The 21421-nt window shown below is 46.8% G+C and carries 13 protein-coding genes; 10 read left to right on the top strand and 3 right to left on the bottom strand.

All coding sequences use genetic code 11. The annotated features are described in order from the left end of the window. Positions 1 to 33 precede the first annotated feature (33 nt). The 5 genes from L4D79_RS13005 to L4D79_RS13025 all read left to right on the top strand — a co-directional run bounded on the left by L4D79_RS13005 (position 34) and on the right by L4D79_RS13025 (position 8557). Entirely contained in the window at positions 34 to 1761 is a 1728-nt protein-coding gene (locus L4D79_RS13005; protein ID WP_428651992.1) for a type I secretion system permease/ATPase, read from the top strand. After that, positions 1754 to 3052, top strand: coding sequence for an HlyD family type I secretion periplasmic adaptor subunit (locus L4D79_RS13010; protein ID WP_428651993.1), 1299 nt, complete (start codon positions 1754 to 1756; stop codon positions 3050 to 3052). Before L4D79_RS13005 ends, L4D79_RS13010 begins: the two co-directional genes overlap by 8 nt. A 285-nt stretch (positions 3053 to 3337) precedes the next feature. Next, entirely contained in the window at positions 3338 to 4258 is a 921-nt protein-coding gene (locus tag L4D79_RS13015) for a hypothetical protein (RefSeq protein ID WP_428651994.1), read from the top strand. A 52-nt stretch (positions 4259 to 4310) separates the two neighbouring features. Further along, positions 4311 to 5267, top strand: coding sequence for an alpha/beta hydrolase (locus tag L4D79_RS13020; protein WP_428651995.1), 957 nt, complete (start codon positions 4311 to 4313; stop codon positions 5265 to 5267). Between the two features lie 170 nt (positions 5268 to 5437). Then, positions 5438 to 8557, top strand: coding sequence for a response regulator (locus L4D79_RS13025; RefSeq protein ID WP_428651996.1), 3120 nt, complete (start codon positions 5438 to 5440; stop codon positions 8555 to 8557). A gap of 86 nt (positions 8558 to 8643) precedes the next feature. Here the strand turns inward: L4D79_RS13025 and L4D79_RS13030 are convergent, their stop codons facing one another. From L4D79_RS13030 to L4D79_RS13040, 3 genes are all read right to left on the bottom strand, one after another. Beyond that, complete coding sequence (locus L4D79_RS13030; RefSeq protein ID WP_428651997.1) at positions 8644 to 9525, bottom strand: multidrug transporter; 882 nt, start codon at positions 9523 to 9525, stop codon at positions 8644 to 8646. Positions 9526 to 9679: 154 nt separating this feature from the next. Beyond that, the gene (locus L4D79_RS13035; protein ID WP_428651998.1) at positions 9680 to 14536 is read right to left on the bottom strand and encodes a beta strand repeat-containing protein; all 4857 of its coding nucleotides are present in this window, start codon (positions 14534 to 14536) and stop codon (positions 9680 to 9682) included. A gap of 261 nt (positions 14537 to 14797) precedes the next feature. Next, positions 14798 to 15730, bottom strand: coding sequence for a hypothetical protein (locus L4D79_RS13040; protein WP_428651999.1), 933 nt, complete (start codon positions 15728 to 15730; stop codon positions 14798 to 14800). 311 nt (positions 15731 to 16041) lie between these two features. On the opposite strand from L4D79_RS13040, the gene L4D79_RS13045 reads away from it, so the two are divergent. The 5 genes from L4D79_RS13045 to L4D79_RS13065 all read left to right on the top strand — a co-directional run bounded on the left by L4D79_RS13045 (position 16042) and on the right by L4D79_RS13065 (position 21418). Then, positions 16042 to 17301 carry a PP2C family protein-serine/threonine phosphatase gene (locus L4D79_RS13045; protein WP_428652000.1) on the top strand — a complete coding sequence of 420 codons (1260 nt, stop codon included), beginning with the start codon at positions 16042 to 16044 and terminating at the stop codon, positions 17299 to 17301. After that, entirely contained in the window at positions 17253 to 17585 is a 333-nt protein-coding gene (locus tag L4D79_RS13050; RefSeq protein ID WP_428652001.1) for an STAS domain-containing protein, read from the top strand. The genes L4D79_RS13045 and L4D79_RS13050 overlap by 49 nt, the downstream gene beginning before the upstream one ends. A gap of 11 nt (positions 17586 to 17596) precedes the next feature. Next, positions 17597 to 18778 carry a nucleotidyltransferase family protein gene (locus L4D79_RS13055; protein ID WP_428652002.1) on the top strand — a complete coding sequence of 394 codons (1182 nt, stop codon included), beginning with the start codon at positions 17597 to 17599 and terminating at the stop codon, positions 18776 to 18778. 18 nt (positions 18779 to 18796) lie between these two features. Continuing rightward, entirely contained in the window at positions 18797 to 19246 is a 450-nt protein-coding gene (locus tag L4D79_RS13060; RefSeq protein WP_428652003.1) for an ATP-binding protein, read from the top strand. Between the two features lie 102 nt (positions 19247 to 19348). Continuing rightward, positions 19349 to 21418, top strand: a complete 2070-nt coding sequence (locus tag L4D79_RS13065) for a glycoside hydrolase family 2 protein (protein WP_428652004.1) — start codon at positions 19349 to 19351, stop codon at positions 21416 to 21418. Positions 21419 to 21421: the final 3 nt, after the last annotated feature.

A 21421-nucleotide genomic window follows, 5' to 3' on the forward strand; every position in this document is an offset into this window, starting at 1 on the left:
TCATATACCACTTGTGGCGTATGGGGGAGTGCTTTGCTCAAGGAAACGTTAGCAACTGCGTTAGCTGCGTGTAAAAAGGATTTGTTTTTTGTCGCTTTATTTAGCTTGGCGATTAACTTTCTGGTATTGACGCTACCGGTATATAGCTTGCAGTTATTTGATCGGGTGTTGAGTAGCGCAAGCTTGGATACGCTTATGGCTTTGATGGTGGTTGCCGTTGGTTTGCTGACGGCACAGGCGGTGATCGAGCATGTTAGAACCCTACTGCTTCAACGCTCGGGGTTGAAGCTGGATGTTTCACTCAGTTCATCATTGCTGGCTGATAGTATTCGTCGCTCTTCAAAAATGAACCGGATAGAAAAGCAAGGGCTGCAGGATTTGACTGAAATTCGCCAGTTCTTGGTGACCCCTTCAACGTCTGCGATTTTCGATATCCCTTGGGTGCCTTTGTTCTTGCTTATCTTGTTTGTATTGCATCCGTTGCTTGGCACTATTGCGCTAGTTGGTTGTTTTGTCTTTTGCGTACTGGCTGTGGTCATGATGCTCTCGGCGAAGAAACCCAGCGAGCAAGCCCAGGAGTTAAGCATTAAGACCAGCATGGAACTGAACGATTTCCTGCGCAATGCCCCAACATTGAGGGCGATGGGGATGGCAGATAGTGTGGGTTCGCTGTGGAATCGCCGTAATTTCAAATTGCTGGACTTGCAATGGCGGCTCAATACCCGTACCGGCCAGTTATTGTCAATCAGCCGTTATTTTAGAACCTTGCTCCAGGCCATCGTGTTAACTGCTGGGGTTATTTTGGTATTACAAAACCAGATAGGAGCAGGGGCTATTATCGCCAGCTCAATTATTATGGCGCGGGTATTGTCACCGTTTGAGCAGGCGGTAAGTGGCTGGAAAAGTTGGTTCAGTGCTTTGCAGGCGTATAAACGGCTTAACCAATATGAGGGTAGTCAACAGAGTGAGCCGCAGACTGAGCTTCCCGATCCCAAAGGGGAATTACTGCTGCACAATGTCGGGCTTAAATTCCAGCACCAAGGCCAGCCCGTACTGCAGAACATAAGTTTTAAACTGGGCGCGGGTAATGCCTTGGCTATTATGGGCAACAGTGGATCGGGTAAATCAACCTTGGCAGCGTTGATCATGGGGATCCATAAACCCAGTACGGGCAGTATCAAGATCGATGGTGCCGCCATAGATCTGTGGCCGGAAGAGCAATTCGGAAAGCATATCGGATTTTTACCGCAAGAAGTGGGCTTATTGGCCGGTACGGTGGCCGAGAACATTTGCCGGTTTTCTGATGCGCCAGCCAAAGACATTATCCATGCTGCCCGTTTGGCGTGTATCCATGAACTCATTATTTCGCTACCGCAAGGTTATGACACCTATTTGGGGGAAGGAGGGGTACAACTCTCTGGTGGACAGAAACAACGAATAGGTTTGGCGAGAGCGATTTTCTCCAACCCAAGCGTACTGGTACTTGATGAGCCTAACTCCAACCTCGATCCGGAAGGGGAGGTGGCTTTGGCCATTGTATTGCAATACTGCAAGGAAAATCAGATCACTGTGGTGATGATCAGTCACCGTCCCGGTTTCTTGAGGCAGATGGATTGGGTCATCGTCCTTAAGGACGGGAAGATAGAAAAAGCAGGGACATGCGACAAGTTTTTGGGGGCGATGTCTGGTGTTGACAATACCGTTGATACTGCAGTGAAAACGACCACAAAGGCTTCAGGGCAAGGAGTGCAGCATGGATAAGCAGCGTTTTGATACCCGAAGTATTATTCTTTTCGGCTGTATTTTTTTGTTTTTTACTGTTGGCGGCTTCATGGCTTGGGCGTTAACAGCTCCGCTTGATTCGGCCTCTATTGCTCAGGGAACGCTGGTGGTCGAGTCGCAACGTAAAAAAGTCCAGCACTTGCAGGGGGGCTGGGTGAAAGCGATTTATGTCCAGGAAGGTCAACATGTCAAAGTTGGCGATGTGTTGCTCGAGCTATCCAATACTAAAGCGGAATCGGACTACCGGCGTCTGGTGCTTCGTGCGGCAACCCTCAATGCGCGACATGATCGTTTGAACGCTGAGCTAGCCCAAGAGCGAAAGATCAATTGGACCTATCAGGGGCGGCATGATGTTGATGAAACGGAGCTGACTAATATCATCAATACTCAGCAGTTGCAGTTTCAGCAGTCGATACTGCGCCGCGACCTCTCTGAAGGGCAATACCAGCAGAAAAGCTTGGTGTTGGAAGAGCAACTGCGTGGGGCCAGTTTTCAACTTAAAGCCATTAACCGGCAACTATCCCTCGTTACCCAAGAGATCACCATGACCGCAGGGTTACTGGAGAAAGGGTATGTGTCGAAGACTCGTATGTTGGAACTTCAACGGCATCAAGCTGGTATTGAGGCCCAAGTGGCAGAGCTAACAGCCCAAATCGATGTGCTAGAGGGACAGCTACGTTCCCTCGAACAAGATTACAAGTCTGAAAAGGTAGAATGGGAACAACAACGTGCGGTTGAACTGGCGACTGTCGAACGGGAATGGCGGGATGTGGCCCAATCTTTGAACGCCGCCAGTGATATTCGTTCAAGGGTGACAATTCGTAGCGAGCATACCGGTACGGTGGTGGGGTTAAACGTGCACAGTATCGGCGGTGTGATTAACCCGGGTGATGTTATTTTGGAAATCGTACCGGACAGTGATGAGCTGATCGTCGAAGCCTTGGTTAAACCGGAAGATATCGATGTGGTTCACAATGGCCTAGAGGCCAGAGTCAGGCTCAGTGCTTACAATGTGCGGCGCACTCCGCCGGTACATGGTGAGGTGATTTATGTTGCGGCTGACCGTTTGCAGCCTAAATCTCAACAGCAACCTACAGGGTATCTGGTTCGGGTCAAACTGGATAAAGAGGAGGTGGCTTCCCTTGGTCATATAGAGCTTTATCCGGGGATGCCTACAGAAGTGTTTATCTTGTTGGAAGCACAAACGATGTGGGATTACTTCACGGCGCCGTTATTCAACTCCTATTATCGCGCATTCAGAGAGTCATAATCAGTGGTGAACATATGGAATTTGATATCGTATTCTGGTTCTTTTTTTATTTGTCTTTTTTCTGTTTATCCACCTACTTGGGATATCAAAAAGGGAATTTGATCGCAGGTATTTTGTTGGGGTATGTTCTGGGTCCTATTGGCGCATTGCTGATGTATATGAGTAAGGATAGAAGGCATATTAGCTGCCCCTCATGCCATGCTGAAATCAACAAGCGGTCATATATTTGCCCTAAGTGCCATGCGAAGTTAGGGGTAAACGCAACAGCAGTACAAGAGGGATGATATGAAAAGAAGGAAAAATAGAGCAAAGGTATCGTCATCTCCATTGGTTCAAGCTGAGAAAAAATCACTGTTTTCCCAGCGAAGAATAGTGGCCTTAGCAGGAATTATTGTAACGGTATTAGTTGCTCAAGTCGGTTATTTCTATTGGCAGTACAGCCAAGAGAAAATGGACTTCTTATCGGTGAAAAGCCAGTTTGAGGCGTATGAGCAACAGCTATTGGATAAACAGCTGTTGATTAATGATTTTCAGCAACAACTGGTATCTAAGCAAGCTCAATTAGTCGAGCAGCAGAAAGTGATTGATGAGCTCGATGAGCGTTTGATTGTACTGGATGAAAAATATGTCTATTTGAAGAAAGAAATTGATGCCTCCAGTACGATTTTAGTGGATAACAACAGTGAGATTGCAGTGCTTGAACAGCAGCTTGCAGGCTCTAAAAAAGCATTGAAGAAGAAAAGTTCGCAGCTATATAGCCTGCAACGTCGGTTTGAGCGTGACTTGAATAGTGCGATTGCCAAAGAGCGCCGTCAGCTGACGAAATCCCAGCTGATGGTGGACCAAGAGCTTGCTCAACTCCAATCTCAAGAGGCTGAAATCAGTGCAAAGATCTCTGATGTCGATGAGTGGGAAAGAAAACGTAAAGAGTTTGAGAAACTCTATGCAAGCTCTGCGCTTGAAAAGCAGAATGAGGAGCGGGTGAGCAACTTGATGGATCAATTTAATGAGCTTCGAGTGGATTTGGATGTGGTTAATGAATGCGATAAAGATTACTTGTATCGTTACAATGAAGCAAAAAGCTTGCTAAACCATATCCGCACCTTTATTCAAAAATATGAAATGCGTGAAGAGTTTTATTACTACGTGATATCAAATGATAGTTTGATTAATTCGCAGAACCGTAAGTTGTGTTTAGTTGATTAATAAGTACCCGCTGACTAATTAGTTTGGAGATTAAGAATACTAGGGGTGAATAATGAGGAAATCGCAATGGGTAATTATCGTTTTTGCTATATTAGCGGGTTTATATACGCTTAGCCCTCGGGTCGATACTTCCTATTTATACCGTGAAGAATCGATTTTGCACGACCTTGACACCTTTGTTGATATGCAAGAACACCAATTTAGTGATATTACCCATGGCACTGAAAAAAAGATCAGCTGGGCAGGAAAGCCCAATAGTCGTACGGCATATTCAGTTGTGTATTTACACGGATTTTCATCGTCACGGCAAGATACTGCCCCGTTAGCCCAGTTGATCGCAAAGCAGCTCGGGGCGAACCTGTTTGAAACCCGATTAAAAGGTCATGGACGTCCTGCTGATAACATGCGGACTGTTACTGTCAATGATTGGCTTAATGATGCCCGTCATGCCTATGATATTGGGGAAAGGTTAGGGGAGAAGGTTATCGTTATTGGGCTATCAACAGGTGGGACATTGGCTTTATGGTTAGCCTCTCAGCCTGAGCTATCTCTGCTTAGCCATGTAGTATTGATATCACCGAATATGGGGCCTGCTGATAATAATGCTGAATTGCTGTTGATGCCGATGGGCAATGAAATTGCCAGGTTGGTAATTGGAGATTATCGGGAGTGGAAGCCTGACAATGATGAACAGGCACACTATTGGACGACTCGTTACCCGGTTGAAGCATTGGTGACTATGATGGGGGTCGTTGATGTAACTCGAAAACAACCTCTTGAAAAAATTAGGACGCCGATTTTAACTTTCTATTCTGAACAAGATCGTATTGTTGATATTGAAAAAACACAAGCGATGCTTGAACGCTTACCCCATACAAACCGTGAATCAATTGTTATCACTGAGAGCGGTGATAGGCTTCAACATGTGTTAGCCGGAGATATCTTGTCCCCTCAAACAACAGCTCAAATAGAAAAAAATATTATTGAATTTATCAGTAGTTCTAATTAGCATCCCCGCTTACCAAATCGCTAGAACTGTTTTCATTTATAACGTGCTTCAGGTGCACTTTTTTGCTATCAGGATCACGTTAGCAATGTAATTTCATTCAATCTTTCCCTATATGATTGGATGCGTGTTTTTTTATTCTAGAATTGATGTGTGAATATAATGATTTCAGGATGAAAATTGTGTTTAGTCAGGTTTGGAATAGGTTGCTTATAAAGCATAAATTGTTTTTGCTGGTTGCGATGCCATTGTGTCTTTCGCTTTTTTTGGTCAATAGACAACTTGCTCATATTAATCTCCAAGTCACTTCGTTAGAAAAGGCACAGTATGCGGTGCAGTTTTTAGAAGACTTGTCTCAATATCATTTTTCAAATCGATTAGCCATTATTGAAAATGAAGAACAGGTAACTAGTACTGTGGCGAGTGATATTCGAATTGACGTAGCACAGTTATTTGGCAGCGGTGAAAGTGCTAAGACGGTTAACCTATTACTTGATAGTTATATCGCCAATATTACAGAAATAAAGGGAGTCCAAGATGGGGAAGAGTTACTTGACCTCATTGATTGGCAAGTCGATATTTATCGGCAATTACTGCTTGAAGTCGAAAAAATACACTATGCTGAATTGCTTGAATCGGTAGATAACCATTTACGGGCCCTGTATCAGCTAGAGTGGCTGATGTTCTGGTCGCAGGAGGAAGGCTGGTTTAGCCAGTGGTTGCTCTCAGCTGAAAACCAGAGTAGCTCTCGAAGTACTACCGGGATTTTGAACGAAATACGCTTGCTGGCGCAGAATCAGCAGTTGTTTCTCAATCGCTTCCTCGCGATCAATGCTGATCAAAGCCAAGTTAAGCTGTTGTTAGAGACATTCTCCGATCCGGTATTCCAGCAAAGTACTAACTTCCGAGTTCAATTGCTGACTAGCGAAAATATCAGTGAATTTTCAGCGCAAGAGATGGCGGCAGGGACTGAAGCGCTCAATGCGCGTCTTTTAAAACTTCAGTCGGTAGGTAAGCAAATTGAAGATCAGGTTCGCTTAGAGATTGTGCAGTCAATCACCACGTTTAATAAACAGAAAAACCTATTTATTGGTATCAGCTTGTCGTTGTTTTTTGCTGTACTACTGATAGGTATTAGTTTAACGATGAGGATCACGGGCAACCTTAAGCTTGTATTGAAGTTCTTGAGCGTTAAGGACAGTGCCGATTCAAATGTGAGTGTCAGTGTCAGCGGGAAAGATGAGCTCAGTACCTTTGCCAAGGAAGTGAAGCGCCTTACGATCGACAGGCTTGAGCAACGCCAGAAGCTCATTGAAGCGAAAGAGGAGGCGGATACTGCGCGAAATTTGGCGGTTCAGGCCAGTAAAGCGAAAAGTAGTTTCCTTGCCAATATGTCTCACGAGATCAGAACACCGCTTAACGGGGTTATTGGTATTTCTGAAGTCCTTGCCGACACACAGCTGACAGCGACTCAGAAAGATTATGTCAATACCATAGAAACGTCATCACACCTGTTGTTGAGCCTGATTAACGATATCCTCGATTTTTCGAAAATTGAATCTGGGATGTTGCATATCAGTGCCCATTCCACAGCGATACGTGAAACCATCTACGATATCGCTTCTATTGTTGCCCCCAAGGTTAAAGAAAAAGGGATCAACTTAGATGTCAATATTGACCAGTATGTGCCAAGTCGGGTTGTCATTGATGATCATCGGGTTAGACAGGTTTTGATGAACTTTATGTCCAATGCGGTGAAATTTACCGATAAAGGAACCGTCTCTATTGGTATTAAGAGCTTGGGAGAAGAGGATAATGTTGTTCAGCTTCTGTTTGAAGTTTCAGACTCTGGGATAGGGATTGATGAAGAGAGGCAGGCCAGTATTTTTGAACCTTTCACCCAAGAGGACGAATCTACGACTCGGCAGTTTGGCGGGACTGGGCTAGGGCTGGCAATCAGTGTTCAGCTGATTGAAATGATGGGCGGAAAAATCGGCCTTGATTCCACCAAAGGGGTAGGAAGCCGATTTTACTTCACATTGTCATTACCTGTAGATGAGAAACAGCTTGAGCATCAAGACGTTTATCAAGATGCAGAAATCATCTTACTAGGCACGGACGTATTGAAACTGTCGCGAATAACCAGAGAGTTGGAGTTTTTTGGTATTTCTGTTGATTCACGTTTAGATGAAGCGTCAAAAGTCGCGCTGGCTAAGAGTGATAACAAACAGATAGTCATTATTAGTGAAAATAATCAAACATCGTTGGAGGCGCTTACCGAGACGATTGAAGGGCTGAGAAGTGAGCACCGGAACCTGTGTTTGATTAGAAATATGAATAGTGAGGCAGCTGATTTTGGTGACACGGTTGACGCACTACTCAGTTATCCTTTACTCGGTAATCGCTTGTTGAAAGCGTTCCAGCACTGTTACCAACGGGTTGTTAGCGGTCAGGTTCAAGTTGACCTATCGAGCCAGCAGGCTCAAGTACCACATGTATTGCTGGTGGAAGATAACCTTGTTAACCAGAAGGTCGCTTCGTTGCACCTACAAAAAACTGGGTGTACGTTTGATATTGCCAATAACGGACAGGAAGCGGTTGACCTGTTTACCTGCGGAAACGTATATAGCTTTGTGTTGATGGATTGCATGATGCCGGTGATGGACGGCCTTCAGGCGACGGCACACATTCGTGCTTATGAAAAGACCCATCAGCTTGAGAGAACGCCTATTCTCGCGTTGACTGCCAGTGTGGTTGATGATGATATCCAGCAATGCTTAGATGTGGGAATGGATGATTACATTCCTAAACCGTTCAAAACTCAGATTTTGCATGAAAAAATTGCGGACATTGTTTCTAACCAGCAATCGATTAGTCTCATGTCGGAACCGACCAGTGAGGGCGATGGTGGCTCAACGGCATCGAAACGTGTGTTGCTCGTGGAGGACAATCTCGTTAACCAGAAAGTGGCTTCACTTCACCTGACAAAAGCCGGTTATGAATATGATATTGCTAATAATGGCCAGGAAGCCGTCGATATTTATGCATCGAATCAAGCGTTTTCACTTATTTTGATGGATTGCATGATGCCGATAAAAGATGGGTTTGAAGCGACTAAGGAAATCAGGGCGTTTGAGCAGCAGAATCAGTTGTCGCAAATCCCGATTATTGCCTTAACGGCCAGTGTGGTCGACGATGATATCCAAGCCTGTTTCGATGCGGGTATGGATGCCTATGTCCCCAAACCTGTGCGGAGAGAAAAGCTGCTCCACGAGATGGAGAGCTTAATTTAACAATATAGCTTTCCTATAGAACCGTTAAATAAAACCGACAATGGCTCTGCGATTGTCGGTTTTTTGTGGTGCTTGAAAAGCCGGTATTATTGCCACATAACCAGTATGGCGGCGAAAGAGAGCAGTGCCAGTGCTTGAGTCTCCTTGGGAGTAATACGTTGGCCAAGCCAGAAATACGATATGAAAATCATAAAAATGATCTCAACTTGTCCAAGTGTTTTTACGTACGGAACGGCTTGTAGTGACATGGCGCTGAACCAACCCAGAGAGCCAACAACGCTGGTCAAACTAGTCATGATGACGAGCTTAGGACGTGTAAACAACGCGACCAATGTGTGACGCTCTTTGACTAACAAGTAAGCTGTAATCAGCAGAGTTTGCAGCAGTATCACCAAGAACAGCACCCAAGCGGCATTGAATGGAAAGGGTAAATCTAAGCTCAGGCTAGCCTCTCGGATCCATAATGAAGTCAGGGCAAAGGCAGAGCTGCAAGCAAGCCCAAGCAGAAGCGTTTTCAGAGAAAGGCTGCGCCAACCCGACGGGCTGCTCAGCAGTAAAACGCCGAGTGTGCCAAGCATTACGCCTATCCAGCCGGTGAAGGATAATACCGTACCGAAAAAGAGCATACCCAAAATGGCAGAAACTGGGGCTTCACATTTTGCTAGTCCAGCGCCAATCGCGTAGTTTTCTAGCTTAAACAGCACCACCATTAAGCCTGTGGCAATTATCTGCATCACAGCTGCGCCGAAAATATAAAAAACAAATTCGCCACTGAATTGTGGCAGTGGGGCGCTTTGCCATTGATAAAGAAATATTAAGTACGCCAATGCCAATGGGCTGGCAAAAATGAAGCGCGCCAATGTTGTGCCAGCCACACTTAAGGTATCACTTAATTTGCTCTGAAAGGCGTTACGCCAAGATTGGCTAAGAGCGGCTAAGAGGGTGAAAGCAATCCAGCTAAATGACATTACGGTTCCATCGTATTCAAGATCGGCCGCTTAGTTTATCGAACATGTACGGAAGATGGAAAAGATTGGTAAATAATAATAAACAATAAAAGCCCCCCGACAAAGCCGGGGGGATTGGATGAAATATTGTTGGAATGGTCAGCTGATCAATAGCTTAGATCTCAGAGCCATTGAAGCTGATTTCATCGCTTTCGTTGTCACTCCAGATGGTAACTTCTTGACCGTCATTATTGGAGAAGGTGTGGCCTTGAAGTGCCGAGGTATCAATGTTGCTGGCTTCGTAGGCCGCACGCAGATCGGCTGACATTTCAGGTGCCTCGGTGGCCATTTCCCAGCCAAATCCTTCGAGCTCCAACTTGCCGGCGCCAGTACAGACAAACTGGCCATTGCTGGTATCGTCCGCCGTATTATTGGCAAGAATTTTATCGAGGCCGACTTTGAGTTCAGCATCGGTTGCATCAATGACAACAGCTTCAAGCTCTTGGTAAGCAGTGGCGGTCATATCGATAATTTGGCCGTCGCCTGCGCTACCGACTTGCAGCAAGTCAAAGCCTTCACCACCGCTGAAGTGGACGCTGACACCGTCGGTATTGTCGATATCCTCTTTGTCGAAAACCAAAATATCGTTACCGCTTCCAGCATACAGCTGGTCGAGGCCAGTCCCGCCATCAAGGATATCATTGCCCTCCTGGCCAAACAGAATGTCATCGCCGTTGCCGCCATCAAGGTTGTCGTCACCAATACCGCCGTCTAGGCTATCGTTGTTGCTGCCGCCTTGCAGGGTGTCATTCCCTTCTGCACCTGAAAGGGTATCATCACCGTCATCACCAATGAGTTTGTCATCACCGTCGGCGCCGAATAAGTTATCGTTGCCACCATCGCCGTCCAAGATATCATTACCGGCTTCACCGAAGAGGGTATCGTTATTACCTCCTCCTCGCAGATGATCGGCACCATCGCCACCATAAAGGGTATCGTCACCGCCATCGCCTTTCATGAAGTCGTTGCCGGCGTCTCCACGCAGCAAGTCGTTCCCCGAACCTCCGTACATGGAATCGTTGCCTTCACCGCCTTCAAGGCTGTCGCTGCCTGACTCACCATAAAGCTTATCGTTGCCGATCCCGCCTTTCAGTATGTCATCGCCACTGCCAGCTTTGAGGGTATCGTTGCCTTCACCACCCTCGAGGGTATCGGCCCCGCTACCGGTGGTAATACTGTCCTTACCCAAGCCACCGGTCACGGTATTGTCACCATCGCCTGCGTTAATACTATCGTTACCATCGCCGCCATCAATTGAATCACTACCCGTGCCAGCGGTAACCGTATCATTGCCAGCGCCTGCAAGAATAGTGTTGATGCCATTGCCAGCAGAGAGGGTATCGTCGCCGTCACCAGCTTCTATTTGGTCATTCCCGCTGCCGGAAGTGATATTGTCATCCCCTTCACCAGCTGTAATTTGGTTATGGCCATCACCTGCTTTTATCGTGTCATTACCGAGACCGCCATCAATGACATCATGGCCTGCACCAGCGGTAATCACGTCATTACCTTCGCCGCCATCGACAATATTATTGCCTTCACCGGCGTCGATGGTGTCATTTCCCGTGTTGCCCTGGATATTGTCATTGCCGGCGAACGTTTCAATCTTGTCGTCACCGCTACCGCCATCGACGGTGTCGTTACCTGTGCCACCGTAAATGGTATCTTGGCCAGCGCCGCCAGACAGGGTGTTAGTACCCGCAGTACCGTGAAGTTCATCATCACCTTCACCGCCAGACAAGGTATCATCACCTTCACCAGCAAAGAGCTTGTCATTACCAAGGCCGCCACTGAGCTGGTCATTGCCTGCGCCACCGATGAGGGTATCTACACCTTCAGCGCCAGACAGAGTGTCGTTGCCTTCACCACCCTCGAGAAGGTCGTCACCAGCACCGCCAGATAAATTATCATTGCCCGTATCACCGTGCATCGTATCGTTGCCGCTGCCAGCCGTTACGGTATCATTACCTGCGCCACCGAATAAGGTATTGGTACCTTCACCTAGTGCAATGGTGTTGTTACCCTCTTCGCCGTAGACAGTATCATCGCCTTCACCTGCATCAACGTGGTCATCGCCTGTGCCGGCATACAGGGTATCGTTACCGCCGCCCCCCGTGATGGTATCGTTGTCTGCACCGCCATATAGGGTATCATCGGCTTCGCTGCCAATAAGGGTGTCGTCGCCTTCGCCACCGTAAATTTGGTGGCTACCACCGACTGCAGCGGTCAGGGTATCGTTGCCGCCTTCACCCAGTACGGTATCTGTACCATCATCGGTAATGCTGTCGTCACCATCGCCACCCGCTAGGTAGTCAGCCCCTGCGCCGCCGATTAGAGTATCGTTGCCAGCTCCGCCGAAGATACTATCGTCACCTTCACCGCCATCGATAACGTCGTTACCCGCGCCCGCGTCGATGTGGTCATTACCTGTTCCGGCATTGATAGTATCGGCACCCGCACCGGAAAATATCTGGTCATCACCGGTACCCGTTGTGATGTTATCGCTGTCAATACCCCCGTAAACCCTATCGTTGCCTTCACCGGTATTGATGGTGTTAGTACCAGATTCGCCGTAGACAATATCTTCACCCGCACCTGTATCGATTACATCGTTGCCGGCACCTGCAAAAATGGTGTCGTCACCTGCATTAGACGTAATAGTGTCATTACCCGCACCACCACTGAGCAAGTCGTTGTCATCGGCGCTGAGCAGGGTGTCGTCACCATCTTCACCGTATAGCTCAGAGACACCCGTACCGCCGTCTAATAAGTCATTACCAGCGCCACCGACTAAAATATCAGTCCCTTCTTCACCCAGAAGTGTGTCGTTACCGGTACCGCCGACCAAGGTGTCGTCACCGAGGCCACCGGAGAGGTTGTCGTCACCGGCACCAGCTAGTAGAACATCATTGCCTTCCCCACCGGAAAGTTCATCATTACCCGCTGCGCCTTCGAGGGTATCGTCACCTTTGTTACCGAGCAGCACATCGTTGTCACCGCCGCCGTGAAGGTAATCATTTTCATCTGAGCCGGTGAGCGTGTCATCTCCTTGGCCACCAAACAGGCTAGAAGTATTTAGGCCCGCATTGATGGTGTCGTTGCCGGCTTCACCAAACAGCTCATTGTTGCCGCTGACTCCTTCAATAACATCATCACCGTCGCCAGCGTATACCTTATCGCTACCTGTACCGGCATCGATGGTGTCGCTACCTGCACCGGTAAAGACTTCGTCATCACCCGCACCCGCTTGGATGGTGTCGGCGCCTGCACCGGAGAAAATATCATCATCACCGCTGCCGGCTGTGACGGTGTTATCGCCGTCCCCGGCATAGACAATATTGTGTCCTTCACCGGCATTAATCTGATCATTGCCGCTTTCTGCGTAGACGGTGTCGTCATCGGCACCTGTGCTAACGACATTATCGCCAGCACCTGCGTAGACGGTATCTTGGCCGTCACCGGTATCGATGATGTCGTTACCCGCATCGGTATAGACAGTGTCATCGCCTAGCCCTGCAGTGATTTGGTTGTGGCCGGTTTCACCGAAAATAGTGTCGTTACCTTCTCCGCCATCAATAACATCATTGCCATCGCCCGCATAGACGAAATCATCTCCTGCACCAGCGCTGATGACATCGTCGCCCTCATTGGCATGAAGGTTGTCGTTTCCTGCACCACCGTCGAGGACATCGGTACCTTCACCGCCAAACAGGCTGTCATGGCCTTCGCCGCCGGACAGTACATCGTTACCCACACCGCCATAAACCTCGTCATCGCCAACGCCGCCGTCGACATTATCATCACCGACTTCACCAAACAGTAGGTCACTACCTTCGCCGCCGGTGAGGGTGTCGTTGTCATCCCCGCCAAGTAGCAGGTCATTGTCTGCGCCACCATCGATAATATCGTTACCGGTGCCCCCCATGATAAAGTCATCACCGGCACCGCCGGAGAGGTTATCGATACCGGCATCACCGTGGATTTCGTCGTTGCCTTCATCGCCTGCGATGACATCTTCACCCAGGCCGCCGAACAGTTTGTCGTCGCCCGTTCCGCCAGATAGGGTGTCATTGCCATCATCGCCAACGAGAATATCTGCTCCAGCACCACCTTCAATGGTATCGTCACCTAACTCACCCAGTAAGGTATCGTCTCCATCACCACCATATAGCGTGTCGTTACCATCACTACCAAGCAATGTGTCGTTACCTTCGCCACCATATAGGGTGTCATCACCGTTACCGCCGACTAATACATCATCGCCTGTGCCGCCATACAGGGTATCGTCATTGATGTCGCCATCAAGAAAGTCATTGCCTTCATCACCGTAGATAGTATCAGAGCCCTGTTGGCCGAAAAGGATATCGTCGCCGCTACCACCGGTAATGGTGTCGTCATAGATGTTGTTGGCTATCACTTCAACGGATTCGATATCAGAAATAGGGTTATCATCGGGAGCGACGAGCTCAATAGAAATGAGCTCGTCAGAGCTGAATTTGTCACTGCTATAGCTATATTCCAGCACAATTTCACCGGACTCAGTGACCGTGGCAGGGACCTTATCAACAACCGTCCCGTTGTTATCTACCAGCTGGACAAAAACCGCATCATAGGCTTGTGTTGTGGTAAATTTTGCATTGATAGAGCCGGTGTTGTCGACCAAGTAATTGCTTAGACGGACACTATGAGTAATGGTTTCTTCTGGCTCTTCTGTGGCTGTGTACTGGTATACAGATTGCGTATTTCCCCAGTTATCATCAGGGGCTGGCTCGGCTGGTGGCTCCTCACCGTACTGGACATCACCAAAAATAGTGTCGGCGCCTTCGTTACCAGCAAGCTTGTCGCTACCTTCACCACCAACCACAAAGTCGTCACCGCCTTTTGCTTCCACTTCATCACTACCGGAGAGTACATCAATGCTATCGTCGTTTTCTGTCCCGGTTACTTTGTCGTCGTATTTAGTCCCTTCCATATTGACCTCATTGTGATAATTGGTAACTCGCTATTTTGGTTATTGTCAATGCAGCACGATGCATGCCAACTTATTGCTTATATTCCTGTTGAATAAATCAAGCACCGCTAACTGAGTGATTTTATGCACAAAGATTGGTTGGGTAAATTAAATCATTATGCATTCAAATTGATATGCAGTCGTAATATCAAGAATAGACGGATTTGTAGGCATTGCTATATGGATTTTTGCAATTTGCAGCTGCAGATTGCGAAACGTGAGTTAGAAAGAAAATGAGTAAGCGACAGTGATCGAGCCGTCTTTGAAACGGCCAGTGCCTTCGGCGCGATCAGAGGAGTTCCAACGGTTGCCAGAGTAGTTGTTGTACTGAATAGTGATTGTGCCAGGGTGCCAGTCAAAGTAGCCAAAACCGTAGGTGTAGTCAGGGTTCCAGGGCTGCTTCTGGTCGCTGTCAAAGTAATAAAAGGCAGTACCGTTGACGTACCAATTGCCAAAAATTGAGTACTTACAGCCAAGACTAAGGGTTTTGTGACCAGTCATATAAGACGTAGTGGCGAGGTCGAAAAACTCCGGAGTGTAGTTAAAGTCAATTTGGCAACCAATGGCACCTTCATCGGTAAAGGTCAGCCAGCTTTTGACCGGATCGACGACGGGAAACTTCCAACCCAAAGACCAAGTGCCCTGATTGAAATTAGTTACGGGCTGGCCCTCTGTTGCCTTGAAGCGGTTACCACCGTAATTGGCGTACATCAGGCTGAAAGTATAAGGGCGCCAATCGCTATAGCCGAATACATAGGTAAAGTCGGGGTTCCAAGGCTGCTGTTGGTCGCTGTCCCAATAGTAATAGAGCGTACCTGATACAAACCAATTACCTAATAGGGTGTATTTGAGCGATAGGGTAGTGGTCATATTCGTATTGGCCGGCCCATTCGTTGCGTTGGCTGGGATGTTGGCTGCTGGAGTTTCCAGTAAGGGATAACCAAAGCCGAGGTTGCCACTTAAGCCATGCAAGAAAGATTTGTCTTCACTCTCTTCCCATTCATCAATAGGGATATGGAATGAGCTTGATACCCCTTTCCAAATCAAATCCGCTTCTGTTGGATCGTCGTCCTCTGCATCTATAACTGGGATCATACTTGAAGGCGTCAGTGATGGGGAGGTAGGGGCTGGGGCATGTTTGCGCGTTTCACTCATATACTCATCTGCTACGCAGGGCGCGGCAAAGCAGATAAGTAAAAGATAAAAATTGAAACAACGCAAGTCTATCATCCTTGTGTGCTGAGGTGTGATTAACCACTAGTAGTGGCTGTTTTCATAGGTAAAGTAAAATAACTACGAGTAAATATTTGAGGTAACGAACAGAAAAAGAACAATTTTTTGTTGTGTCTAATAAACCTTACTAGAATGTAGTTGTACATAAAAGTGATTGCATATTGGTTGGCGTAAAAAAATTGTTGTGCAACAATGAGTTTATGCCGGGATGGCATGGTTACATGGGTGAGCGAATGAAGAAAGTCTTACTGGTTGACGATAACAGAACCATGCTTTTATTCATGGAGAAAGTCTTATCCAAGCGCGGATTTGAAGTCATTACAGCCAGCGATGGTATGCATGCTTTGCAAGTGCTTGAAGATCGTCAAGATATTCAGTTTGTGCTGAGTGACTGGATGATGCCTGAAATGGATGGTATCGAACTGTGCTCAAGGGTGAAATCGGCAGATTATGGACGATATTTGTTTTTCATGTTGTTGTCGGGAAAAGACGACAAAGAATCCATTGTCAGTGGCATCAATGCGGGGGCCGATGATTTTGTGGTTAAAGACACGCATGTTGATGAACTGGTTGCTCGTATTCAGGCTGGTTTCCGAACCTTGGCATTACACAATGAAATAACGACTAAGAATGATGCCTTAGACAGTGCTTATGCCACCATGAAGAAGGATTTGGAGTCAGCGGGTGAGTTGCTTAAGCGTCTGCTGCCCACTGAAAACACCATGACGGGTGTTGAATTGAGTTATGTCTCGATACCCAGTGCACAAATTGGCGGCGATATGCTGGGCTACATGAATTTGGACGAAGAGCATGTTGCGATTTATTTGCTGGACGTAGCTGGGCACGGTGTGTCGTCGGCTTTGCTGTCATTTTCGGTACAGCAAAGTATCGCCATTAGTTCTGGCCATAGTTCTATCGTAAAGACGGCGACTGATGAACCGCCGTATTATCGAATCAATCAACCCCATGAGGTACTAAAGCACCTTAATGAGCAGTACCTCAGCGATGACCAAAATTTATTGTATTTCACCATGGTCTATGCCGTGTTGAACATTAAAACCGGAAAAATGGCGTTCTCTATTGCTGGCCACCCACCGTTGGTGTGGTTACGGTCCCTGCAGGGAGATGCCGAGTTTATCGGTCAGGAAAGCTTTGTCGTTGGGGCGTTCGATTTCGTTGAATATGAGACCTCTTATATTCAGCTTGAGCCGGGCGACAAAGTGTGGATGTATTCCGATGGGATCACTGAAGCCGAAAAAGGCAGTGAAATGTTTTCGGAAGAAGGCTTCCGAAAGGCAGTAGTTCAATTGAACGATCAGCCAACAACGTTACAAACAGAGTTGTTAGTCAACAGTGTAAGAGATTGGCAGCAGGCTGAACAGTTTGATGATGATGTCAGCGTGCTTGTTGTTGAATGGAAAGGCAATCCAGAAAGGGAGCAGCTATGCAATATGAAACTATCAACCAAGGTCAATGCACAATTCTTCAAATAAAAGAAGAGCGTTTTGATGCGAAGTTAGCACCAAGTTTCCGGGAAGTCGTCGAGAAACTGTCGGAGGGTATTGGTAGTCACCTCGTACTCGACTTATCAGAAGTCCGTTTTATGGATAGCAGTGGCCTCGGTGCTGTAATGGCTGTTTATAAAATGCTGAGAGGGAAGAAAATCAGTGTGGTCAACCCGCAGCGCGCCGTCAAAGAGCTGTTGAAGCTTACACGTATGGACAAGCTGATCACAAGTTACGATACCATTGAAGATGCAGTCGCAACTATGGCGTAAAGGAGTATGGCATGAAAGGAATGATCCTCGCCGCAGGGAAAGGAACACGTGTTAGGCCGATTACCCAGATAATCCCCAAGCCGATGATCCCCATTTTGGGTAAGCCAGTCATGGAGTCTATGATCCAGCTTTTTGCCGCGCACGGCATTGACAAAATTGTTGTCAATACTAGTCATTTGGCAGAGGTTATAGAGAATTATTTTGGCGATGGCCATCATTTCAATGTACAGCTCTCATTCTCTTACGAAGGTGAAATTGTTGATGGTGATTTTGTCAGCAAGGCGCTGGGCTCTGCGGGTGGCATGAGAAAGATTCAAGACTTCTCAGGCTTTTTTGATGAAACCTTCGTCGTTGTGTGCGGGGACGCATGGATTGACCTGGATCTGACCGAAGCGGTAAGGCGACATAAGCAAAACGGCGGGATTGCGACCATCGTGACGCGTGATGTCGAGCTGGAGGAAGTGTCTAAGTACGGTGTGGTTGTTACCGATAATTACGGAAAGGTCACGAGCTTCCAGGAGAAGCCATCAGTAGAAGAAGCGCTATCGACACAAATTAATACTGGTATCTATATCTTTGAACCGGCTATTTTTGATTTTATTCCTGCTGAACAGGAGTACGATATTGGTAGTGAGCTCTTCCCTAAACTAGTCGAAAACAATGTAGATTTCTTTGCGACCAGTATGGAATTTCAGTGGCTGGATGTCGGTAACATCAGTGATATCTGGACGGTAACCAGCGATATTATGAATGGTAAGGTTCCGGGCTATCCAATACCAGGTACACAAGTCAAACCAGGGGTATGGGTCGGAATTAATACTGTATTTGATATAAATGGCTGCAATATTACGCCTCCGCTCATTATTAGCAGCGGGTGTGAAATACAACCCGGTTCAACCATAGAAGGCCCTGTTGTCATTGGTGCTAACAGTAAAGTCGAGTCAGGCGCTGTAATTAAACGAAGTTTGGTGAGTGAATATATTCATGTTGCTTCAACAGCTTTTGTTGAAGAAAAAACGGTATTTGGGGATTATTTCATCAGTCATGACGGTTATACCCAGTCTTTGAGTGAACTTAAAGCGGTGAATATCCTTAATGACCGACGCCAAGTTCAGCCTATGATGGGCAGCTTGGGTAGTATTTCCACTTATATTCCTTCTGTACCTGATGAAGAGGAAGAAATTCTTAACTAAGTAGATAAGGGCTTACCAATGGATATAGTCACTGAGCGGTTTAGTAAGAAGTACAGTAGTTCTCCAGATGTGTCCCGTGATATTGCTGAAGATATGCAGCAATACCTACGGAGTAACCAAGTTTCACAAGATATCATAGATCAAGTTGAACTGTGTTTAGTGGAAGTGGTGAATAATGCGTATGAGCATGCTTATCAATATTCGGACAAATTACCGATTGAGTGTTCATGCTTTTTTAACTCGGATAATGAATTGGTCTTTGAAGTGTCAGATTATGGAAAATCCATGACCAAAGAAGAGTTTAACCGGGCTATTAATGGTGAGTTTATTGAGCCAGACCCTGATGATCCTGAAACATGGACCACATCTGGTCGGGGGTTCATTATTGTTGTACAGCTTACTGATGATCTTGAATATATTCAAAATGGTAATAAAAACACCTTTAAAATATTAAAGCGCGCTGAATAACCATTTTAAGAAAAGGGAAATATGAGAATAATATTACTAATGACGTTATTCTCATTATCTTCTTGTGCATCTTTTTCAAAGAATAATGATTGGATTGTCAATATGCAATCATTGAATGGAAACTGGCGCCTAGAGATAATTGATGAAAATGACAGTTGGGCAGGACAATATAACGTTACTGTTCCGGGACATTGGAAAACGTCTGGAATCAATTATTCAGGTGCCGCTTATTATGGCAGGCAATTCGAACTTGATGAACTGAATCGTTCAGGCAGATATTGGTTGGATTTTGATGGTGTTGATTATGAATCAGCGGTAACCATTAATGGTAAGTACATTTCTCGTAATGTTGGCTATTTTGTTCCCCATCGAATGGAGGTGACTGGTTTAGTTCAGTCTGGCGATAACGTTTTGAATGTTTGGGTCAATAGCCCAAATGAAGAACAGACCGATGATTGGTCACTGCATAAAACGCTCATCAAAGGGGTGCTGAATCATCATGATACCCGTCCCGGTGGCGCCTGGTCCGATAAAGGCCAAGACTGGAATTCAGGGGGGATATGGGGCGATGTAGCAATCAGGCAGACAGGCCCGATAGCGTTACAGGCATTGAAAGTTCGCCCTCAAGTTAATCATATTGAAAAGAAAATCACTTCCGCAGATATCCAGCTCGACGTGGATTCAGTCCGCGAGGCGTCAGCAACCATAGAGTTGGTGTTACAGCATCAAGGCAGTCGTGATCCTGAGCGCTACGTTTTTGACGAAGCCATCAAGCCAGGGCAAACGTCACTTGAACTCTCTTTACCTCAAGCAGCCCGGGAACTGTGGTGGCCTTGGGACTGGGGTAAACCAAACCTTTACGATCTTTCCATTTCCGTCTTCCTTGATGGCCAACTTACCGATCAGAAAACTGTGGCTGTTGGTTTCAGGGAGATGGCACTTGATAGTGAAAAGAAACAGTTCCTAGTCAACGGACAACCCTATTTCGTCAGGGGGACCAATTACATCGCCAGCCAATGGCTTGGCGAAGTATCCGCTGAGCAATATCTGCAAGATCTTACCTTGATGAAAGAAGCCAATATCAACAGTGTTCGGGTACATGCCCACGTTGCTGGCACAGCATTTTATGATTTAGCCGATAAAGCGGGTTTGGTTGTCTGGCAAGATTTTCCTTTGCAGTGGGGCTATAGCAACTCACCGAGTTTTGCTTTGGAAGCGGCTCGCCAAGCCAAAGCAATGACAGACTTATTATATAACCACCCGTCAATTGCATTCTGGTCGGGGCATAATGAGCCGCCTTGGGATGCATCGTGGATGCAGTATAAATACCCCACTTACCAGCCTGAACAAAATACCCTGTTAACACGCCGCGTCCATGCCGCTTTGGTCGCGGCAGATGACGGCAGAGTGGTTCGCGATGCTTCCTATACCTATGAGCACCCTTGGTTAGGTTGGTACTCAGGTTCGTACAAAGATTACCGTACTTACCAGCCTTCAATGATTGTCAGTGAGTTTGGTGCCCAGGCTATGCCGAGCTGGAAGCTAATGACTGAGATCCTTCAGGGGCAGATGCAATGGCCGCTGAGTAAAGATGTTTTAAACACTCTCAGTTATCACAATTACCAACATCATGAAACACTGAATATCGCCCATGTGCAACAAGGTGAATCTTTGTCACACTTTTGGAATAATTCTCAAGAATATCAAAGGCTAGTGACAAAATTTGCAGCTGAACATCTAAGGTTGAATAAAGGAGTCGGGGTTGCGGCTATCTATCAATTCATGTTCGTCGATAGCTGGCCGTCAGTGACTTGGTCTGTATTGGATGTCGATAGAACTCCCAAGCCGGGGTATCTGGCCCTGAAGGAAGCTTACCAACCTGTATTGGCTGTTGCCCAAGCGGAGTTACTGTCGAAGCGCTCTTTGCTCACAGTGACAATTATAAATGATTCATTGGCTGAGTTTGAGGATGCAACCTTGGTGGTGACAAATAGCTATAACCAGAAGCGCTGGGAATATAGTGGGTTGTCGATTGCTGCCAACTCGACGCTACAAGTGGTTGAAAGGCAGCCTGTTGAAGGGTTGGCTTCATACCTGACACTTGAAGTTAAGGACAACTCAGGCAAGACGGTGAGTACCAACCACTATCTTGCGAAGGATTTGGAAGGCTAGATT

The organism is Photobacterium satsumensis, from assembly GCF_050336935.1.
GTDB classification, from domain to species: domain Bacteria; phylum Pseudomonadota; class Gammaproteobacteria; order Enterobacterales; family Vibrionaceae; genus Photobacterium; species Photobacterium satsumensis.